Origin of the sequence: Mycolicibacterium nivoides (genome assembly GCF_003855255.1) — a bacterium.
Classification (GTDB): Bacteria; Actinomycetota; Actinomycetes; order Mycobacteriales; family Mycobacteriaceae; genus Mycobacterium; species Mycobacterium nivoides.
The window spans coordinates 2,480,429-2,497,224 of record NZ_CP034072.1; the positions used below are offsets into that span (position 1 = coordinate 2,480,429).

General features: G+C 65.1%; 18 protein-coding genes. 8 read left to right on the forward strand and 10 right to left on the reverse strand.

The annotated features are described in order from the left end of the window. Window positions 1–53 precede the first annotated feature (53 nt). The 4 genes from EH231_RS11710 to EH231_RS11725 are packed head-to-tail and all read left to right on the forward strand — an operon-like array spanning window position 54 to window position 4,046. The gene (locus tag EH231_RS11710) at window positions 54–710 is read left to right on the forward strand and encodes a TetR/AcrR family transcriptional regulator (RefSeq protein ID WP_170856518.1); all 657 of its coding nucleotides are present in this window, start codon (window positions 54–56) and stop codon (window positions 708–710) included. 14 nt (window positions 711–724) lie between these two features. Then, window positions 725–2,026, forward strand: a complete 1,302-nt coding sequence (locus EH231_RS11715) for an acyl-CoA dehydrogenase family protein (protein WP_090435145.1) — start codon at window positions 725–727, stop codon at window positions 2,024–2,026. Between the two features lie 32 nt (window positions 2,027–2,058). Further along, a complete protein-coding gene (locus EH231_RS11720) occupies window positions 2,059–3,048 on the forward strand; it encodes a phosphotransferase family protein (protein WP_124714259.1) in 990 nt (329 codons plus the stop codon). Beyond that, window positions 3,045–4,046, forward strand: coding sequence for an NADPH:quinone oxidoreductase family protein (locus EH231_RS11725; RefSeq protein ID WP_124712469.1), 1,002 nt, complete (start codon window positions 3,045–3,047; stop codon window positions 4,044–4,046). The genes EH231_RS11720 and EH231_RS11725 overlap by 4 nt, the downstream gene beginning before the upstream one ends. Here EH231_RS11725 and EH231_RS11730 read toward each other — a convergent pair. Beyond that, window positions 4,003–4,359: a limonene-1,2-epoxide hydrolase family protein gene (locus tag EH231_RS11730; protein ID WP_090435139.1), complete on the reverse strand. Its 357-nt coding sequence runs from the start codon at window positions 4,357–4,359 to the stop codon at window positions 4,003–4,005. The two genes, EH231_RS11725 and EH231_RS11730, sit on opposite strands and share 44 nt — an antisense overlap. Before the next feature lie 176 nt (window positions 4,360–4,535). Here EH231_RS11730 and EH231_RS11735 point away from each other — a divergent pair, with 176 nt between their 5' ends. After that, window positions 4,536–5,750 carry a cytochrome P450 gene (locus tag EH231_RS11735; RefSeq protein ID WP_124712470.1) on the forward strand — a complete coding sequence of 405 codons (1,215 nt, stop codon included), beginning with the start codon at window positions 4,536–4,538 and terminating at the stop codon, window positions 5,748–5,750. Between the two features lie 87 nt (window positions 5,751–5,837). Here the strand turns inward: EH231_RS11735 and EH231_RS33810 are convergent, their stop codons facing one another. The 9 genes from EH231_RS33810 to EH231_RS11775 form a co-directional block, all read right to left on the reverse strand. After that, window positions 5,838–6,008, reverse strand: a complete 171-nt coding sequence (locus EH231_RS33810; protein WP_164480858.1) for a hypothetical protein — start codon at window positions 6,006–6,008, stop codon at window positions 5,838–5,840. A gap of 167 nt (window positions 6,009–6,175) precedes the next feature. Further along, entirely contained in the window at window positions 6,176–6,679 is a 504-nt protein-coding gene (locus tag EH231_RS11740) for a hypothetical protein (RefSeq protein WP_090435331.1), read from the reverse strand. Between the two features lie 14 nt (window positions 6,680–6,693). Continuing rightward, on the reverse strand, window positions 6,694–7,347 hold the full coding sequence (locus EH231_RS11745) for a TetR/AcrR family transcriptional regulator (RefSeq protein ID WP_090435132.1): 654 nt from the start codon (window positions 7,345–7,347) through the stop codon (window positions 6,694–6,696). Window positions 7,348–7,464: 117 nt separating this feature from the next. Further along, window positions 7,465–8,613 carry an acyl-CoA dehydrogenase family protein gene (locus EH231_RS11750; RefSeq protein ID WP_090435127.1) on the reverse strand — a complete coding sequence of 383 codons (1,149 nt, stop codon included), beginning with the start codon at window positions 8,611–8,613 and terminating at the stop codon, window positions 7,465–7,467. A gap of 15 nt (window positions 8,614–8,628) precedes the next feature. Further along, entirely contained in the window at window positions 8,629–9,786 is a 1,158-nt protein-coding gene (locus EH231_RS11755; protein WP_090435123.1) for a thiolase family protein, read from the reverse strand. Between the two features lie 18 nt (window positions 9,787–9,804). Continuing rightward, window positions 9,805–10,977: a CaiB/BaiF CoA transferase family protein gene (locus tag EH231_RS11760; protein WP_241178169.1), complete on the reverse strand. Its 1,173-nt coding sequence runs from the start codon at window positions 10,975–10,977 to the stop codon at window positions 9,805–9,807. A gap of 52 nt (window positions 10,978–11,029) precedes the next feature. Further along, the gene (locus tag EH231_RS11765) at window positions 11,030–11,788 is read right to left on the reverse strand and encodes an SDR family oxidoreductase (protein ID WP_124712472.1); all 759 of its coding nucleotides are present in this window, start codon (window positions 11,786–11,788) and stop codon (window positions 11,030–11,032) included. Window positions 11,789–11,804: 16 nt separating this feature from the next. Then, window positions 11,805–12,983 (reverse strand): acyl-CoA dehydrogenase family protein, encoded by a 1,179-nt coding sequence (locus tag EH231_RS11770; protein ID WP_090435328.1) that lies wholly within the window; start codon window positions 12,981–12,983, stop codon window positions 11,805–11,807. A 52-nt stretch (window positions 12,984–13,035) separates the two neighbouring features. Next, a complete protein-coding gene (locus tag EH231_RS11775; RefSeq protein ID WP_044522276.1) occupies window positions 13,036–14,331 on the reverse strand; it encodes an amidohydrolase family protein in 1,296 nt (431 codons plus the stop codon). 237 nt (window positions 14,332–14,568) lie between these two features. Between EH231_RS11775 and EH231_RS11780 the strand changes: the two genes are divergently transcribed. From EH231_RS11780 to EH231_RS11790, 3 genes are read left to right on the forward strand one after another with little or no spacing between them, the layout of a single operon-like run. Further along, complete coding sequence (locus EH231_RS11780) at window positions 14,569–15,099, forward strand: carboxymuconolactone decarboxylase family protein (protein ID WP_090435325.1); 531 nt, start codon at window positions 14,569–14,571, stop codon at window positions 15,097–15,099. Window positions 15,100–15,124: 25 nt separating this feature from the next. Continuing rightward, window positions 15,125–16,474, forward strand: coding sequence for an aromatic ring-hydroxylating oxygenase subunit alpha (locus EH231_RS11785; RefSeq protein WP_090435322.1), 1,350 nt, complete (start codon window positions 15,125–15,127; stop codon window positions 16,472–16,474). Further along, a complete protein-coding gene (locus EH231_RS11790) occupies window positions 16,467–16,796 on the forward strand; it encodes a hypothetical protein (RefSeq protein ID WP_090435114.1) in 330 nt (109 codons plus the stop codon). The genes EH231_RS11785 and EH231_RS11790 overlap by 8 nt, the downstream gene beginning before the upstream one ends.

Genomic DNA, 16,796 nt, shown 5'->3' on the forward strand with positions numbered 1-16,796 from the left:
TAGACAAACGTCAACTATTTTCAAGAGCCGAATCCGTTGTTAAAGTGCCGTATATGCCCAAGGGAACCACGACAGATACTGCTGACAGCAGTCAACGTCGCGCGTCGTTCCAACGGGCCCGCTCGCACCGGACCAAGCGCGATCTGGTGCAGGCCGCGATGGCGCTCTGGCGCACCAACGGCTACGCGAAGACCACCGTCGCCGACATTTGCCGGGCCGCAGGGGTGTCCCGCGCCCTGTTCTACTTCTATTTCCCGGCCAAAGAGGACGTACTGTTCGAGGTGGGCCTGACCTCCACCCGGCTGGCACAGAAGCGGGTGAAATCGCTGCTGGTCGGCGACTACGACATGACGGCCGTCATCACCGAGGCACTGCGCAGCCTCGAGCGGTCGATGGCGCGCAACCCACCCGAGCTGATCGTCGAGACGATCCTGGAGGGGTACCGGCACGAACACCGGATCCTGGCCGGCGACGTCGACCCGGATACCCAGGACGCCGACATGTTCGGCGAGTTGTTCAGCCGGGCCCAGACCGACGGCAAGCTCGGCGCCCACGTCGACGTGTCCCACCTGTCCCGGCTGGCCCAAATCCTGGTCAGCGAGGGCGTCCGGCACTGGGCCGGCGGGGGTTTCGGCAACCGCTCGTTCACCGACGTCGTCGCGCGCGACATCAGCGCGATGATCACCGGCTTCAACTCCACCAACAACTAGATCGGAGGACCCCGATGGCGTGGGATTTCGAGACCGACCCGCAGTATCAGGAACTACTGGACTGGGCCGACGAATTCGTCACCGAGCAGGTCGAGCCGCTCGATCTGGCCTTTCCGCACCTGCAGTTCACGCAGCTGGAGGGCAAGCGTCGCGAGGCGATCGATCCCCTCAAGGCGCAGGTGCGCGAAAAGGGTCTGTGGGCAACGCATCTCGGTCCGGATCTGGGCGGCCAAGGCTACGGACAGCTCAAGCTGGCATTGCTGAACGAGATCCTCGGCCGCTCTCAGTGGGCTCCGATCGTGTTCGGCTGTCAGGCCCCCGATACCGGAAACGCCGAGATCATCGCGCATTACGGGACAGAGGAGCAGAAGAAGAAGTACCTGCATCCGCTGCTCGAGGGTGAGTTGTTCTCCTGCTATTCGATGACCGAACCGCACGCCGGTGCAGACCCGACGCTGTTCACCACCAGCGCGATACGCGACGGGGACGACTGGGTGATCAATGGGTGGAAGTTCTTCTCCTCCAACGCCGCAACGGCCTCGTTCCTGATCGTCATGGTGGTCACCAACCCTGAGGTCAGCGCCTACCAGGGCATGTCGATGTTCCTGGTGCCCACCGACACCCCCGGCGTCGAGATCGTCCGCAACGTCGGGCTGTACGGCGAAGCGGACAACCACGGCAGCCATGCGCTGATCCACTATGACAACGTCCGGGTACCGGCCGAGGCCCTCCTGGGCGGCGAGGGACAAGCCTTCGTCATCGCCCAGACCCGGTTGGGCGGCGGCCGGATTCACCACGCGATGCGCACGATCGGCCTGGCCCAGAAGGCGCTCGACATGATGTGCGAGCGCGCTCTCAGCCGTGAGACACAGGGCAGCAGGCTGTCCGACAAGCAATTCGTCCAGGGCTACATCGCCGACTCCTACGCTCAGCTGCTGCAGTTCCGGCTGATGGTGCTCTACACCGCGTGGGAGATCGACAAGTACAACGACTACAAGAAGGTCCGCAAGGACATCGCCGCGGTCAAGGTGGCCATGCCCACCGTGCTGCACGACATCGCCTGGCGCGCAATGCAGGTCCACGGTGCGCTCGGCGTCACCAACGAGATGCCGTTCCTGGGCATGGTCACCGGCGCCGCGGTGATGGGACTGGCCGACGGTCCGACCGAGGTGCACAAGACCACCGTCGCCCGGCAGGTGTTGCGGGACTACCAGCCGACCACCGACACGTGGCCCACCGAGTGGATACCCCGCAAGCGCGACGCCGCCAAGGCGAAGTACGCCGAGTACCTGGAGGCCGAGGTGGGCAACCTGTGAGCGAGATAGATACCGCGCGCCTTGCCGACTGGATGGACAACGCCGGGCTCGAGGGCAAGGGCGAGCCGCTCGAGGCCCGCTTCCTGTCCGGCGGAACCCAGAACGTCATCTACGAGATCCGCCGCGGCGAGCACAACTGCGTCCTGCGGATGCCGCCGGCCGGGGCCCCGCCGGACCGGGACAAGGGCATCCTGCGGGAGTGGCGCATCATCGAGGCGCTCGACGGCACGGAGGTCCCGCACACCGCCGCGGTCGGGGTGTGCGCCGATCCCGAGGTGCTGGGCCGGCCGTTCTATCTGATGGGTTTCGTCGACGGCTGGTCCCCGATGGATACCCACGGTCGCTGGCCCGAGCCGTTCGACTCCGATCCGAGCACCCGCCCCGGGCTGAGTTATCAGCTGGCCGAAGGCATCGCGCTGCTGTCCAAGGTCGACTGGCAGGCCAAAGGGCTGGGTGACCTCGGTCGGCCCGACGGCTTCCACGAACGCCAGGTCTCCCGCTGGATCGGTTTCCTCGACCGGATCAGGAACCGCGAGTTGCCCGGGCTGGAGGTCGCCACGGACTGGCTGCGGGCCCACAAGCCGCTCGATTTCATCCCGGGACTGATGCACGGGGACTACCAGTTCGCCAATGTCATGTACCGCCACGGCGCTCCGGCCGACCTGGCCGCCATCGTGGACTGGGAGATGGGCACCGTGGGTGATCCGAAGCTGGACCTGGCCTGGATGGTCCAATCGTGGCCCTCCGATCCGGACAACCCCGAGCCGTCAGAGATGGGCTATGTGGACATGCGCGGCATGCCGTCTCGCGACGACGTCGTCGCGCACTACGCGAAGGTGTCCGGACGCCAGGTCGACGACCTCGACTACTACCTGGTGCTGGCCAAATGGAAGCTGGCGATCGTGCTGGAGCAGGGTTTTCAGCGGGCCGGCGACGACGAGAAGCTGCTGGCGTTCGGGCCGGTGGTGACCGACCTGATGGCCTCGGCCGCCGAACTCGCCGAATCCAGCGACTACCGGTGAGGGCCGCGGTCTGCCCCGAGTACGGGCCACCGGAGGTGGTCCGTCTCGAGGAACTCCCCGCTCCCCCGATCGCGTCCGGCCAGGTGCGTGTCCAGGTCGGCGCGGCCGCGGTGAACTTTCCGGACGTGCTGTTGGTCGCCGATCAGTACCAGATCACGGTGCCTGTACCGTTCATCCCGGGTAGCGAGTTCGCCGGGGTGGTGACCGAAGTAGCCGGTGACACCGACGGTTTCGCCGTCGGCGACCGGGTGACCGGCACCGGGTTGTTCGGGGCGTTCGCCGAACAGGTGTGTGTCGCGACCGCCGGACTGGCCCGGATCCCCGACGGCGTGGACGACCGCACCGCGGCGGCTTTCGGAGTGGCCCACCGCACCGCCTATCACACGCTCCGGTCGGTGTCCCGGACCCGACCGGGCGACGACGTGATCGTGCTCGGAGCCGGCGGCGGAGTGGGCCTGGCGGCCGTGCAGCTCGCGACGGCGCTCGGTGCCCGGGTCACCGCGGTCGCATCGTCGGACGAAAAGCTCTCCACTGCAGAACAATACGGTGCAGTCTTGCTCGTCAACCACACCCGGGGCGACCTGCGCGCCACCCTACGAGAGGCGCTCCCTGACGGTGCCCACGCGGTACTCGACCCGATAGGCGGCGACCTCTCCGAGCCGGCGTTGCGCGCGTTGCGCCGCGGCGGCCGATTCGTGACGATCGGCTACGCCTCGGGCGTCATCCCCCGGATTCCGCTGAACCTGGTGCTGGTAAAGGGAATTGAGGTCCTCGGCTTCCAGTTCCAGGACATCGACCCGGACGAGTTCGCCCGCAATGAAGCGGAATTGCGGGAGTTGTTGGCCGGCGGGACCGTTCGGCCACACATCGGTGCGGTCTATCCGCTGACCGAGACCACCGCGGCGCTGCGTGAAGTGGCCTCCGGGAAAGCGGTCGGTAAGGTCGTGATCGAACTCAGGACTCCTTCGGCGGATAGAAGTACTCCCGCCAGGCCGTGATCTTCTCGTCCCGCACCTCATAGGCGCCCATCACCGGCCAGCTCATCTGCTTACCGTCCACGATCCAGTGATCGCGCCGTTCCATCAGCACGACGTCCCCGGCCACGGCGAGGTGCAGGATCTCAAGGTCTACGCAGTTCCCGCCGGCGAAGAACACCTTCATCATGTCGTGGATCGCGTCGCGCCCCGAGAGCTTCGGCCAGTCGGGCCCGATGTCGAAGGTGGCATCCTCGGCGAAGTGACTCATGACTTCGTCGACGTCGTTGCGCCCCCATGCCGCGATCTCGGCCCGCACGATCTCCTCAGCGGTCATCAGTCCTCCATCGGCCGTTGTCACTGATTTACAGTAGCCCGGCCGAGTGTAATTCCGATAGACAAGAATTACGGACCGACTCGCACTTCAATCTGCAACGGCCAGTTTCGAATCCGCCCGAAACCGGACGCTATCGGCCGATTCCTTGACCGGGCCACCTTCGGCCTGCTAAGCAGATGCACAGCCCATTCAATCTGGTCAGGAGATCAGCCGTGCCAACTTCGACCGAAGCCGATCTGTACTACGACCCGTACAACATCGAACTCAACATGAACCCGTACCCGGTCTTCGCCCGGATCAGGGAGGAAGCCCCGCTCTACTACAACGAGCAGCACGACTTCTACGCGTTGAGCCGCTTCGACGATGTCAACAAGGGCGTCATCGACCACGAGACATTCATCTCCGGTCGCGGTGCGCTGCTCGAGATCATCAAGTCCGGCATGGAGATCCCGCCCGGTACGTTGATCTTCGAGGATCCGCCGATCCACAACATCCACCGCAACCTGCTGTCGCGGGTGTTCACACCGCGCAAGGTGCTCGCGCTCGAACCGCAGATCCGCGAGTTCACCGCACGCTGCCTGGATCCGCTGGTCGGGACGGACAAGTTCGACTTCGTCAACGATCTCGGCGAGCAGATGCCGATGCGGGTCATCGGCATGCTCCTGGGCATCCCGGAAGACCGGCAGCGGGCCATCACCGATCACGGTGAAGAGACGCTGCAGGGTCAGACTGTCGATGCGCTGGCCACCGGTGAGGTGTTCGCGGAGTTCATCGACTGGCGGGCCGAACACCCGTCCGACGACATCATGACCGACCTGCTCAACGCCGAGTTCACCGATGAGACCGGCACGGTGCGCACGCTGCGCCGCGACGAGCTGCTGCTCTACCTGACCGTGATCGCCACCGCGGGCTCCGAGACCACAACCCGACTGATCGGCTGGGCCGGCAAGACGCTGGCCGAATATCCCGATCAGCGCCGCGATCTCGTGAACAGCCCGGACCTGATTCCCGATGCGATCGAGGAGATCCTGCGCTGGGAGCCACCGGCCCTACAGATCGCCCGCTACGTCTCCCGCGACGTCGAGAACTACGGCCAGACCGTGCCGGAGGGTTCGGCGATGCTGATGCTCGTCGGCGCGGCCAACCGCGATCATCGCCGGTTCGCGCCCGACGGCGACGTGTTCGACATCCACCGGGAACATCACTCGCACATGACTTTCGGTGCGGGAACGCATTTCTGCATGGGCAACGCGCTTGCGCGCCTGGAAGGCCGCATCGCCATGGAGGAGATCCTCAAACGCTTCCCCGAGTGGGAGGTCGACTGGGCCAACGCCAAGCCATCGGAAACCGCGGCGGTGCGGGGCTGGGCCGCTATGCCCACCTTCGTCTAACGTTCGTCCAATGCCGAAACTGCGTACAGATCGCGAATTTGGCGATTTTCGCGATCTGTACGCAGTGTCGACGAGCTGTGCGCAGGCTCAGAACGGAAGGTCCACAAAGCCGTTCGTGGTGTTGACCTCGTCGTGGTCGTCGACGCTGTAGTGCGGCCCGACGGGGGTGCCAGGGTCGGCTTGAGCCGGCGCGGCGAAGCCGAACACGGCAGCGGTCAGACCGCCGGCGATCAGGGTGGCGACTCCGATCTTCTTCATGGTGATGCCCTCTTCCGATGTGTTCTCAGGTGGCGTCGAGCATCGCGCTACGGCCCCACAGGTCGGCGATCTGGTACTGCGTTTCGCCGGTCTGTTCCATCAAACATCGAGGTCAGAGGGTTAATTCCGCTGGCAGAAATTGATCTGCGGTTGGCAGGAACGTTCCGTCAGCTGGCCGGAGTCAGGTCTGCGGGCACCGAGCGGCTGATCATCGTGCCGCACCGGAATGCCTCGGTGGTCCCGACGACCTTGGCCTCGGGATCGTTGACCGCCGCGAGTGCCTGCGCCTTGAAAGCGCGTGCGGCAGCGGATAGTTCGTGATGTACGGGGCCGACGCTCAGGTCCGCCGGACACTCGTCGCCCCACAATGTCACTTCGGTGTGACCCTGCTCCAGCGCGCCCAGGACGCCGCGCCGAACCCGCTCGTCGGTGTTGAACAGATCGGCGGCCACCGCGACGGTCTGCGGGTGCGGGCGGTCTTCCCAGGACTCCAGGACAGACTCCAGGGGCATCGTCTCCACCCCGAGAATCGCCAGCGGACGGACATCTTCGTCGGCACCGATCAGCACCGTGACGTCCCACCCCGCCATCACCCGGTCGACCAGCCAGCCACCGGCGAACCGGACCGCGTCGACCACGCAGGGGGCGACCACATCAAGCCGATACCGCATGTCGTCCTCCAATCTCACTGGCCGGCCGCCCCGTTGCGGCCGCCCGGCTGCTCGATTTCCCGCCCCAGCATCTCGGCGTAGCTCTTGAACACGTCCGTCAACGGGAGCGAGGGATCGAGTAGCCATGAGGTCTCCATTCCATTGATGAATGCCAGGATCTCCACGGCCTTGGTGGCCGCGTCGAAGTCGGAGCGGTAGCGACCGTCGAGCTGGCCGCGAGTGATGATGTCCGCGACGATGTCGCGCGCATCCTGTTGCCGTTTGAGCAAACGATCGTGCAGTGGAGCGTCGGGTTGGATGTTCTCGACCAGCAGCACTGTGAACGTGCCGACCAGCTCGGGCGCCCGTACGAACCGGTCGGCCACCCGCTTGATCTCGTCTGCGAGGTTCCCCGACCGATCCGCGTGGGTGTCGTCGTCGTGGTCGCGCGCGTCGAGCACGGCGTTGAGCAGTTGCTCCTTGGATTCGAAATGGTGGAGCAGACCGGCCGGCGTGACCCCGGCTTCCCGGGCGATCTGGGCCAGCGAGGTGTTGCGCCACCCATTGCGGGCCAGCAGCTTCTCAGCCACAGAAAGTATCCGCTGCCTGCGGTCTTCCCCCTTGGCCAGGAGCGTCGCGTAGGGCCGCGCGCCCCCAGAAGACGCCTCTGCACCTGCAACCGAAGCCACCGGACTCCTTCGTCGAACCAACCTAGTGAACACACAGTAGGTTGGTTTGACCGTCTGTGACAAGTGTCTCAGAGAAAGAAATTCCCGGCGGCCGTCACAACCGCCGGGAGCGCCCGGTCAGAGCCCCAGCGACTTGGCGATGATCACCTTCATGACCTCGCTGGTCCCGGCGTAGATTCGGGCCACCCGGGCATCCGTGTAGAGCCGCGCGATGGGGTACTCCATCATGTAGCCGTACCCGCCGAAGAGCTGCAGGCAACGATCGATGACCCGCGCCTGCATCTCCGTGCAGAACAGTTTCACCCGGGCTGCGTCGGCACCGGACAGCTCGCCGTCGACGTGCAGCGCCACCGCCCGGTCGAGCATCGCCTGGGCCGCTTCGACCTCTGTCGAGCATGCCGCCAGTTCGAACTTGGTGTTCTGAAAGGACGCGACCGGCTGGCCGAACGCTTTGCGGTCCTTGGTGTAGCCGATCGCCGCGGCGATGGCCGAGCGGGCCTGTGCCACCGACCCCACGGCCACGGTGAGGCGCTCCTGGGCCAGGTTGTGGCCGAGGTAGCTGAATGCCTCGCCCTCCTCCCCCAGCACGTTGGCCACCGGCACCCGCACATCGCTGAATGACAGCTCCGCGGTGTCCTGCACCTTGCAGCCCATCTTCTCCAGCTCGCGGCCCCGCTCGAAGCCCGCCATCCCGTCCTCGACGACCAGCAGGGTCAATCCCTTGCGCCGATTTTCCGGGTCGGTGGACGTCCGGGCCACCACGACCACCAGATCGGCCTGGATGCCACCGGTGATGAACGTCTTCGCGCCGTTGAGCACGTACTCGTCACCGTCGCGTACCGCGGTGGTGCGCATGCCGGCCAGGTCCGATCCGGTGCCCGGTTCGGTCATCGCGACCGCGGTCAGCAGCGTGCCCGCCGCCAGCCCGGGGAACCAACGCTGCCGCTGCTCTTCGTTCGCGTAGTGCAGGAAGTACGGCAGGATCACCTCGAGCTGCGTGCGCACCGTCGACAACGTCACCAGGGCGCGGGCGGCCTCCTCCTGGAGCACCACGTTGTACCGATAGTCGTCGATGCCGGCGCCGCCGTACTCCTCGGGAATCGCCATACCGAGCATGCCGAGTTCACCCATGTGCTTGAAGACGTCACGGGGCATCCGGCCGCCCTTCTCCCACTCGGGATAGGCAGGGACGACTTCCTTTTCGATGAAGTCGCGCGCGAGCGCGCGGAAGGCCTCATGGTCCTCGGTGAACAGATTGCGTTGCACTACTTCTCCCTAGCGTCAGTCGATGAGCTCGACCAGCGTGGCGTTGGCGGTACCGCCGCCCTCACACATGGTCTGCAGGCCGTACCGAATTCCGTTGTCGCGCATGTGATTGATCATCCGGGTCATCAGCACCGCGCCCGACGCCCCGAGCGGGTGCCCCAGCGCGATGGCGCCGCCGAGCGGGTTCAGCTTGGCCTCGTCGGCGCCCGTCTCGGCGAGCCACGCCATGGGCACCGGGGCGAAGGCCTCGTTCACCTCGAACACGCCGACCTCGTCGAGACGCACGCCGGCCTTGTGCAACACCTTCTCGGTGGCCGGGATCGGCCCGGTCAGCATCAGCACCGGATCGGCTCCCGTCACCGCACCCGCGCGGTACCGCGCGATCGGCGAAAGGCCCATCGTCACAGCACGTTCCTCGGTCATCACCAGCAGCGCCGCGGCGCCGTCGGAGATCTGAGACGAGTTGCCCGCGTGGATCACGCCGTCCTCGGCGAAGGCCGGCTTGAGACCGGCAAGCTTCTCCACCGTGGTGCCCCGGCGCACCCCTTCGTCGGCGACCACCGGGTCCAGCTGATCGGCCGGGTCGGGAAACACGGTGATCATCTGGTTCTCGAAGGCACCGCGGTCCTGGGCCGCCGCGGCCCGCTCGTGCGAGGCGACGGAGTACTCGTCCAGCTGGGTCCGGCTGAAACCCCACTTCTGCGAGATCATCTCGGCCGAGATGCCCTGATTGAACGCAAAGTCCTTGTACCGCTGGAACACCTTCGGACCGTATGGCGTACCGGTGGCCCGGGCCGCGCCCAGCGGGACCTGGCTCATCACCTCCACCCCGCCCGCGACGACCACGTCCTGCTGGCCCGACATGACGGCCTGGACCGCGAAATCCAGTGCCTGCTGGCTCGATCCGCACGCCCGGTTGACCGTGGTCCCCGGGATGTGTTCGGGCCAGCCGGCGGCCAGCACCGAGTAGCGGCCGATATTGCTTGATTGATCGCCGACCTGCGAGACGCAGCCCCAGACCACGTCGTCGACGATGTCGGGGCTGATGCCCGCCCGCTCCACGAGCGCATTGAGCACCAGTGCCGACAGGTCGGCGGCGTGGAATCCGGACAGCCCGCCGTTACGCTTACCCACAGGGGTACGGACGGCCTCGACGATGACGGTTTCGCGCATTGCGATTCTCCTCTGGAATTAAGACTGGTAGGCCGGGCCGATTGCGCCCTGCTCCCGCAGGGCGTCGATTTGCTCGGCACTCAGGCCGATCCCGGCCAGGATGGCATCGGTGTGCTCGCCGAGCCCCGGCACCGCACCCATACCCAACTCCATGCCGCTGATCACCGGCGGCGGCAACAGGGCCGAGATCTGCCCGTTGGGGGTGCCCACCTGACGCCACCGGTCCCGCGCCTTCAGGTGCGGGTGTGCGATGACCTCACTGGGCAGGTTGTAGCGCGAATTGCCGATCCCGGCGTCATCTGCGGTCTGCTGAATGTCATCGAGATCATGTAGGGCGCACCAGGATTCGATGGCCTTGTTCAGTTCGTCCCGATGCGCGCAGCGATCGGAGTTGGTGGCGAAACGCGGGTCGTCGGCCAGATCGGGCCGCTGGATGATCTCGCGGGCCAACCGCTGCCATTCCCGGTCGTTGGTGGTTCCCAGCACCACCGTCTGCCCGTCGCGGGTGTCGAACGCACCGTAGGGAGCCACCGCCGGCGAACTCATCCCCAGCGGAACCTGGTCGATGCCGGAGTGCTGGGTGTAGGCCAGCTGGTATCCCATGATGTCGGTCATGGTGTCGAACAGGCTGACGGCCACGGCCGGTGCGGCACCGGTGTCGCCCTTGCGCGCCCGGCCGAGCAACAGCGCCATGATCGACAGCGCCGAATACAGCCCCGTGGTGATATCCGCTACCGCCGCACCGGGTTTGGCCGGCATCCCGGCATAGCCGGTCGACGCGCACGAACCGGACTCGGCCTGCACCAGCAGGTCGTAGGCGCGTTTGTGCGACAGAGGCCCACCGGGTCCGTAACCATCGATCTCCACGGGGATCACCTGGGGATGGCGCACCTTGAGGTCCTCGGGCCCAAGCCCCAGGCGCGCGGTGGCGCCGGGAGCGAGGTTGGACACGAAGGCGTCGGCACCGTCGAGCAACCGGTGCAGGACCTCCATGCCCTCCGGCGACTTCAGATTGAGGGTGATCGATTCCTTGCCCCGGTTGGCCCAGACGAAATGGGCCGCCTGCCCCAGCACGACATCGTCGTAGTCGCGGGCGAAATCTCCACCCTTGGGATTCTCGATCTTGACCACCCTGGCGCCGAAGTCGGCGAGCACCCTGGTGCACATCGGCGCGGAGACCGCCTGCTCCATCGCGATGACGGTGATACCGGCCAACGGGCCGTCTTGAGCTGCACTCACGAATTCACATAACCATGCCGCCATCGACCGGCAGAACCTGCCCGGTGATGTACGACGCGGCATCGGAGGCCAGGAAGACGAACGCGCCCGCGACCTCGTCGGCCTCGGCCCATCGCTTGAGCGGGATGCGGTTCATCATGTTGGCCGCGAACTTCTCGTTGGTCCGGATGGTCTCGGTCATCGGCGTGGCCGCCAGCGGCGCCAGCGCGTTGACCATGATGTTCTTGGCCGCCAGTTCCCGTGCCAGCGATTTGGTGAACCCGATCAGGCCTGCCTTGGCCGCCGAGTAGTTGACCTGCCCCAGGGTGCCGGTGATCCCGGCCGACGAGGTGACGTTGATGACGCGGCCGGTCCCGTCGGTCGGCATGTGCGGCAGGGCGGCCTGGGTGACGTGGAAGGTGCCCATCACGTGAATGTCGAAAGTGACCCGGAACGTCTCGTCCGTCAGTTTCGGAAACATCGCCGGGGAGGTGACGCCGGCGTTGTTGACCACGATGTGCAGGTTGCCCTCACCCAGCGCGGCGGCCTGCGCGGCGGCAGCCACCGCGGCATCACGGTCGCTGACGTCCAGCGCGGCACTGTCGGCCTTGCCACCGCCCGTATTGATCCGGTCGGCGACCGCGGCCGCGGCGTCACCGCTGATGTCGGTGACCAGTACCGAGGCGCCGGCCGCGGCGAGCGCCTCGGAAACCGCCGCGCCGATCCCGGCACCGGCGCCGGTCACCAGCGCCGAACGTCCGGTCAGGTCGAAATAGGTCCTCATGGATCTGGATATCTCCTCAGTAGCTCTTGGGCAGGCCGAGAACGTTGGCGGCGAGGAAGTTCAGGATCATCTCCTGGCTCACCGGTGCGATCTTCATCAGCCGGGACTCGCGGAAGAACCGCGAGATGTTGTATTCCTCGGAGTAACCCATCCCGCCGTGGGTCTGCAGCGCACGGTCGGCCGCACCGAATCCGGCATCGGCACACAGATACTTGGCCATGTTGGCCTCACGTCCACAGGGCTTGCCGTTGTCGTAGAGCCAGGTGGCCTTGCGCAGGACCAACTCGGCGGCGTCGAGCCGGGCCAGCGAGTCGGCCAGCGGGAACTGGATGCCCTGGTTCATGCCGATCGGCCGGTCGAACACCACCCGCTCGTTGGCGTACTTCACCGCACGGTCGAGCGCCACCCGGCCGATGCCGAGCGCCTCGGCCGCGATCAGCATCCGCTCCGGGTTGAGCCCGTGCAGGATGTACTTGAACCCCTTGCCCTCCTCGCCGATGCGGTGCTCGGCCGGCACCCGCAGATCGTCGATGAACAACTCGTTGGAGCTCACCGCGTTCCGGCCCATCTTGTTGATGGGCCGGATCTCGACGTGATCGCGGTCGAGGTCGGTCAGGAACAGCGTGAGACCCTCGGTCGGCTTCCCTCCGCGTTTCTCCACATCCTCACGGGACTCGGTACGAGTGAGCAGCAGGATCTTCTCGGACTCAAGCGCTTTGGAGATCCAGACCTTGCGGCCGTTGACCACATAACCGTCGCCGTCCTTCTTGGCGAACGTGGTGATGCGCGAGGTGTCCAGGCCGGCGCCGGGTTCGGTGACGCCGAAGCACACATGCAGATCTCCGTTGACGATGCGCGGTAGCGTCGCCTTCTTCATCTCCTCGGAGCCGAACACCACCACCGGCTGCATCCCGAAGATCGACATATGGATCGCGCTGGCGGCGTTCATGGCTCCGCCGGACCGCGCCACTTCCTCGGCCAGGATGGTGGCCTCGGTGATACCGAGGCCGTGCCCGCCGTACTCCTCGGGGATGGTCATCCCGAGCCATCCCCCACCGGCGATGGCGTCGTAGAACTCCTGCGGGAACTCGTGGGCCTGGTCCTTGGTCATCCAATAGTGATCGTCGAACTTGCCCGCCAGCTCCGCAACGGAATTGCGGATCAGCTGCTGGTCCTCGGTCAGCTCGAAGTTCATACCGCCCGACACTGTGTGCTCTCCTATTTTTCTCGGCCGATCGTCTCGGCGTTCAGTCTCGCGCGCCGGCAACAGCTTTGGCGTTGGCCTGGAAGTCGGCGAAGGTGGTGCCGGTCTTCTCCTTGTGGCTCAACGCGCGGATGGAGACATCGTGCCCCTCGGCCTGCTTACGCAGCGCACCGACGGTCGCCTGCTCCTTGGGGACGTGGACGAACGGATCGAAGTGGTACAGCCGCATGGCGTTCTCGTGGGTGATCTTGTTGATCTCGTCGTCGGGAACTTCGTAGGTCTCGAACACCGCGCTCAACTCCTCGGGGGCCCCGGGCCACATCGAGTCGCTGTGCGGGTAGTCCATCTCCCAGCAGATGTTGTCCACCCCGATCTCGTGGCGGTTCTTCACACCGACGGGGTCGGAGATGAAGCAGGTCATGAAGTGCTCCCGGAACACCTCCGAGGGCAACTTGTCGCCGAAGTCCTGGTGCGTCCACGTCGAGTGCATGTCGTAGGTGCGGTCCACCCGGTCCAGGAAGTACGGAATCCACCCCGTGCCGCCTTCGGACAGCGCGATCTTGAGGCCGGGGTATGCCTTGATCGGTGCTGACCACAGCAGGTCGGCCGCGGCCTGCACGATGTTCATCGGCTGCAGGGTGATCATCACGTCCATCGGGGCATCCGGGGCGGTGATCGCCAGCTTTCCCGACGATCCGATGTGCACGTTCATCACGGTGTCGGTGTCGACCAGGGCCTCCCACAACGGCTTCCAGTACTCCAGGTCGTGGAAGGACGGGTAGCCCAGTGTCGACGGGTTCTCGGTGAAGGTCAGCGAGTGCACGCCCTTCTTCGATACCCGGCGCACCTCGTCGGCGCACAGCTGCGGATCCCAGATCGCCGGAATGGCCATCGGAATGAACCGCCCGGGGTTGGATCCGCACCACTCGTCGATGTGCCAGTCGTTGTACGCCTGCACCAGCGCCAGCGAGAACTCCGCATCCTCGGTGGCGAACAACCGCGCCGCGAAACCCGGGAACGAGGGGAAGTTCATGGTGGCCAGCACGCCGCCGGCATTCATGTCCTTGACCCGCTCGTTGGGGTCGTAGCAACCCTTGCGGATCTCATCGAGCCCCTGGGGCTCCAGTCCGTACTCCTCCTTGGGCCGGCCCGCCACCGCGTTGAGCGCCACATTTGGGATCACCGTGTCGCGGAACTGCCAGGTGTCACTGCCGTCGGGGTTGTGCACCAACCGTGGCGCCTCGTCGCGGTATTTCTCCGGAAGGTGGTTCTTGAACATGTTCGGCGGTTCGATGATGTGGTCGTCGACGCTGATCAAGATCATGTCGTCTTTGTTCACTGCCTCGCTCCGTCCCGTTGGCTGTCACATCGGTTCTCTATGTGAGAAAACTAGCTTCTCATCTAGCGAGAATCAATGTCTGATGCCCTTGACGAGGAGATTTAGCCAGGTCAACGCACAACCTGGCACATCCTTGTTGACCATCGCCGCAAAAGATGGAAACCTCTTAGTCGGAAATGAGAACCTGATTCTCGTCACCGAGAGTCAGCCATGGTTCATCGAGAGGAGAACCGCCTCGTGCGCCTGCCCCCGTTGCCCGCCGAGGAGTGGGACGACGACGTGCGACGAGCACTGTCGGTCATGCTTCCGGAGGAGCGGCTCAACCCCGAGGGTGCGGGAACCGCGCTGTCGACCCTGGCCCGCCACCCCGCACTGACCAAGGCGTTCCTACGCTTCAGCAATCATCTGCTGTTCCGCTCGACGCTGGAACCGCAGATGCGGGAGCTCGCCATCCTGCGGATCGCCCATCGCAAGAAATGCGAATACGAGTGGGCGCACCACGCATTCATCGGCAAGTCCGAGGGCCTCACGGATGAGCAGATCGCGAGTAGCACGAGCGGCGACGGTTCCTCCCCCCTCGACCAATTGGTGCTCGACTCCGTCGACGAACTCGACGGGCAATCGGAGATCTCGGACGGCACCTGGACCGCCCTGAGCGAGCACCTCGATGAGCGCCAGCGCATGGACCTGGTCTTCACAATCGGCGGCTACGGCCTGATGGCCATGGCCTACAACACCTTTGGAATTGCGCCGGAATCCGGCCACTAACTCAAGAAGAAAGTAGAGGTAGATGATGGCGTTCTTCCCGAAGCCGGCCGCCGGCAGCTGGACCGAGAACTGGCCCGAACTGGGCACCGGCCCGGTCAACTACGAGGATTCAATCGATCCTGAGCAGTGGAAACTGGAGCAGCAGGCCATCTTCCGCAAGACCTGGCTCCAGATGGGCCGGGTGGAGTTGATTCCCAAGAAGGGCCGATACATCACCCGTGAGCTGCCGTCGGTCGGCCCCGGCACCTCGATCATCATCGTCAACGACGGTGAGCAGATCCGCGCCTTCTACAACCTGTGCCGCCACCGCGGCAACAAGCTGGTCTGGAACGACTACCCGGGCGAAGAGGTCTCCGGCAGCTGCAGGCAGTTCGTCTGCAAGTACCACGCCTGGCGTTATGACCTCAAGGGCGACCTGACCTTCATCCAGCAGGAGCAGGAGTTCTTCGACGTCGACAAGGCCGACTACCCGCTCAAGCCCGTGCGCTGCGAGGTGTGGGAAGGCTTCATCTTCGTCAACTTCGACGACGACGCGGTGTCGCTTGAGGAGTACCTGGGTGAGTTCGCCGAGGGCCTCAAGGGTTATCCGTTCCACGAGATGACCGAGCACTACAGCTACCGCTCCGAGATCAAGGCCAACTGGAAGCTGTTCATCGACGCGTTCGTCGAGTTCTACCACGCGCCGATCCTGCACATGAAGCAGGCGGAGAAGGAGGAAGCCGAGAAGCTGGCCAAGTTCGGCTTCGAGGCGCTGCACTACGACATCAAGGGTGATCACTCGATGATCTCGTCCTGGGGTGGCATGAGCCCGCCGAAGGATCTGAAGATGGTCAAGCCCATCGAGCGCATCCTGCACAGTGGCCTGTTCGGGCCGTGGGATCGCCCCGACATCAAGGGCATCCTGCCCGACGAACTGCCGCCGGCGATCAACCCCGGCCGGCATTCGACGTGGGGCCAGGACTCGTTCGAGTTCTTCCCGAACTTCACCCTGCTCTTCTGGGCGCCGGGCTGGTATCTGACCTACAACTACTGGCCAACCGGTGTGGACAGCCACATCTTCGAGGCCGACCTGTACTTCGTGCCGCCGAAGAACCTGCGCGAACGGCTGTCCCAGGAACTGGCCGCAGTGACGTTCAAGGAGTACGCGTTCCAGGACGCCAACACGCTGGAAGCCACCCAGTCGCAGATCGGCACGCGCGCCGTACTCGACTTCCCGCTGTGCGACCAGGAGGTCCTGCTGCGCCACCTGCACCACACCGCTCACAATTACGTCGACCGGTACAAAGAAGCCAAGGCCAACGGGAATGGTTCAACGAACGGCAATCACGCCGCTCCAAGTGAGAAGGCCGCAGAAAAGGATGCCGCAAATGTCTAAGTTGCCTGAAGAATTCGCCGACCTGGAGCGGTTCAGCGACTGGTGCCTGCCCACCGAGGAGGAGCGCTATCAGAAGCGTCTCAACTCGTCGATGGACGAGATGCAGGAACTGTACGACGCAGGCATGGCACGCCTCGAGGACATCATGGTCTACGTCGATGCCCGCTTCCCGCTGGCGAGCATGCCGGACGACGCCAAGGCGCTGGTGCATCTCGGTCAATCCGTCGTCATGGTGAGCTTCCCGATCGAGGTGTGGAAGCAACCGCGGGTGCTCGACAGCGGTGCGGCCTACATCAATCTCATCAAGGAGCCGGTGGTCTGA

What these genes read in the sequence shown, in the direction of transcription:
- EH231_RS11755 (WP_090435123.1), bottom strand. Translation starts at nt 9,786, where the DNA reads ATGCGCGAAACCGTCATCGTCGAGGCCGTCCGTACCCCTGTGGGTAAG.
- EH231_RS11760 (WP_241178169.1), bottom strand. Translation starts at nt 10,977, where the DNA reads ATGGAGCAGGCGGTCTCCGCGCCGATGTGCACCAGGGTGCTCGCCGAC.
- EH231_RS33810 (WP_164480858.1), bottom strand. Translation starts at nt 6,008, where the DNA reads ATGAAGAAGATCGGAGTCGCCACCCTGATCGCCGGCGGTCTGACCGCT.
- EH231_RS11740 (WP_090435331.1), bottom strand. Translation starts at nt 6,679, where the DNA reads ATGCGGTATCGGCTTGATGTGGTCGCCCCCTGCGTGGTCGACGCGGTC.
- EH231_RS11710 (WP_170856518.1), top strand. Translation starts at nt 54, where the DNA reads ATGCCCAAGGGAACCACGACAGATACTGCTGACAGCAGTCAACGTCGC.
- EH231_RS11785 (WP_090435322.1), top strand. Translation starts at nt 15,125, where the DNA reads ATGGCGTTCTTCCCGAAGCCGGCCGCCGGCAGCTGGACCGAGAACTGG.
- EH231_RS11735 (WP_124712470.1), top strand. Translation starts at nt 4,536, where the DNA reads ATGCACAGCCCATTCAATCTGGTCAGGAGATCAGCCGTGCCAACTTCG.
- EH231_RS11770 (WP_090435328.1), bottom strand. Translation starts at nt 12,983, where the DNA reads ATGAACTTCGAGCTGACCGAGGACCAGCAGCTGATCCGCAATTCCGTT.
- EH231_RS11765 (WP_124712472.1), bottom strand. Translation starts at nt 11,788, where the DNA reads ATGAGGACCTATTTCGACCTGACCGGACGTTCGGCGCTGGTGACCGGC.
- EH231_RS11720 (WP_124714259.1), top strand. Translation starts at nt 2,059, where the DNA reads ATGGACAACGCCGGGCTCGAGGGCAAGGGCGAGCCGCTCGAGGCCCGC.
- EH231_RS11730 (WP_090435139.1), bottom strand. Translation starts at nt 4,359, where the DNA reads ATGACCGCTGAGGAGATCGTGCGGGCCGAGATCGCGGCATGGGGGCGC.
- EH231_RS11715 (WP_090435145.1), top strand. Translation starts at nt 725, where the DNA reads ATGGCGTGGGATTTCGAGACCGACCCGCAGTATCAGGAACTACTGGAC.
- EH231_RS11790 (WP_090435114.1), top strand. Translation starts at nt 16,467, where the DNA reads ATGTCTAAGTTGCCTGAAGAATTCGCCGACCTGGAGCGGTTCAGCGAC.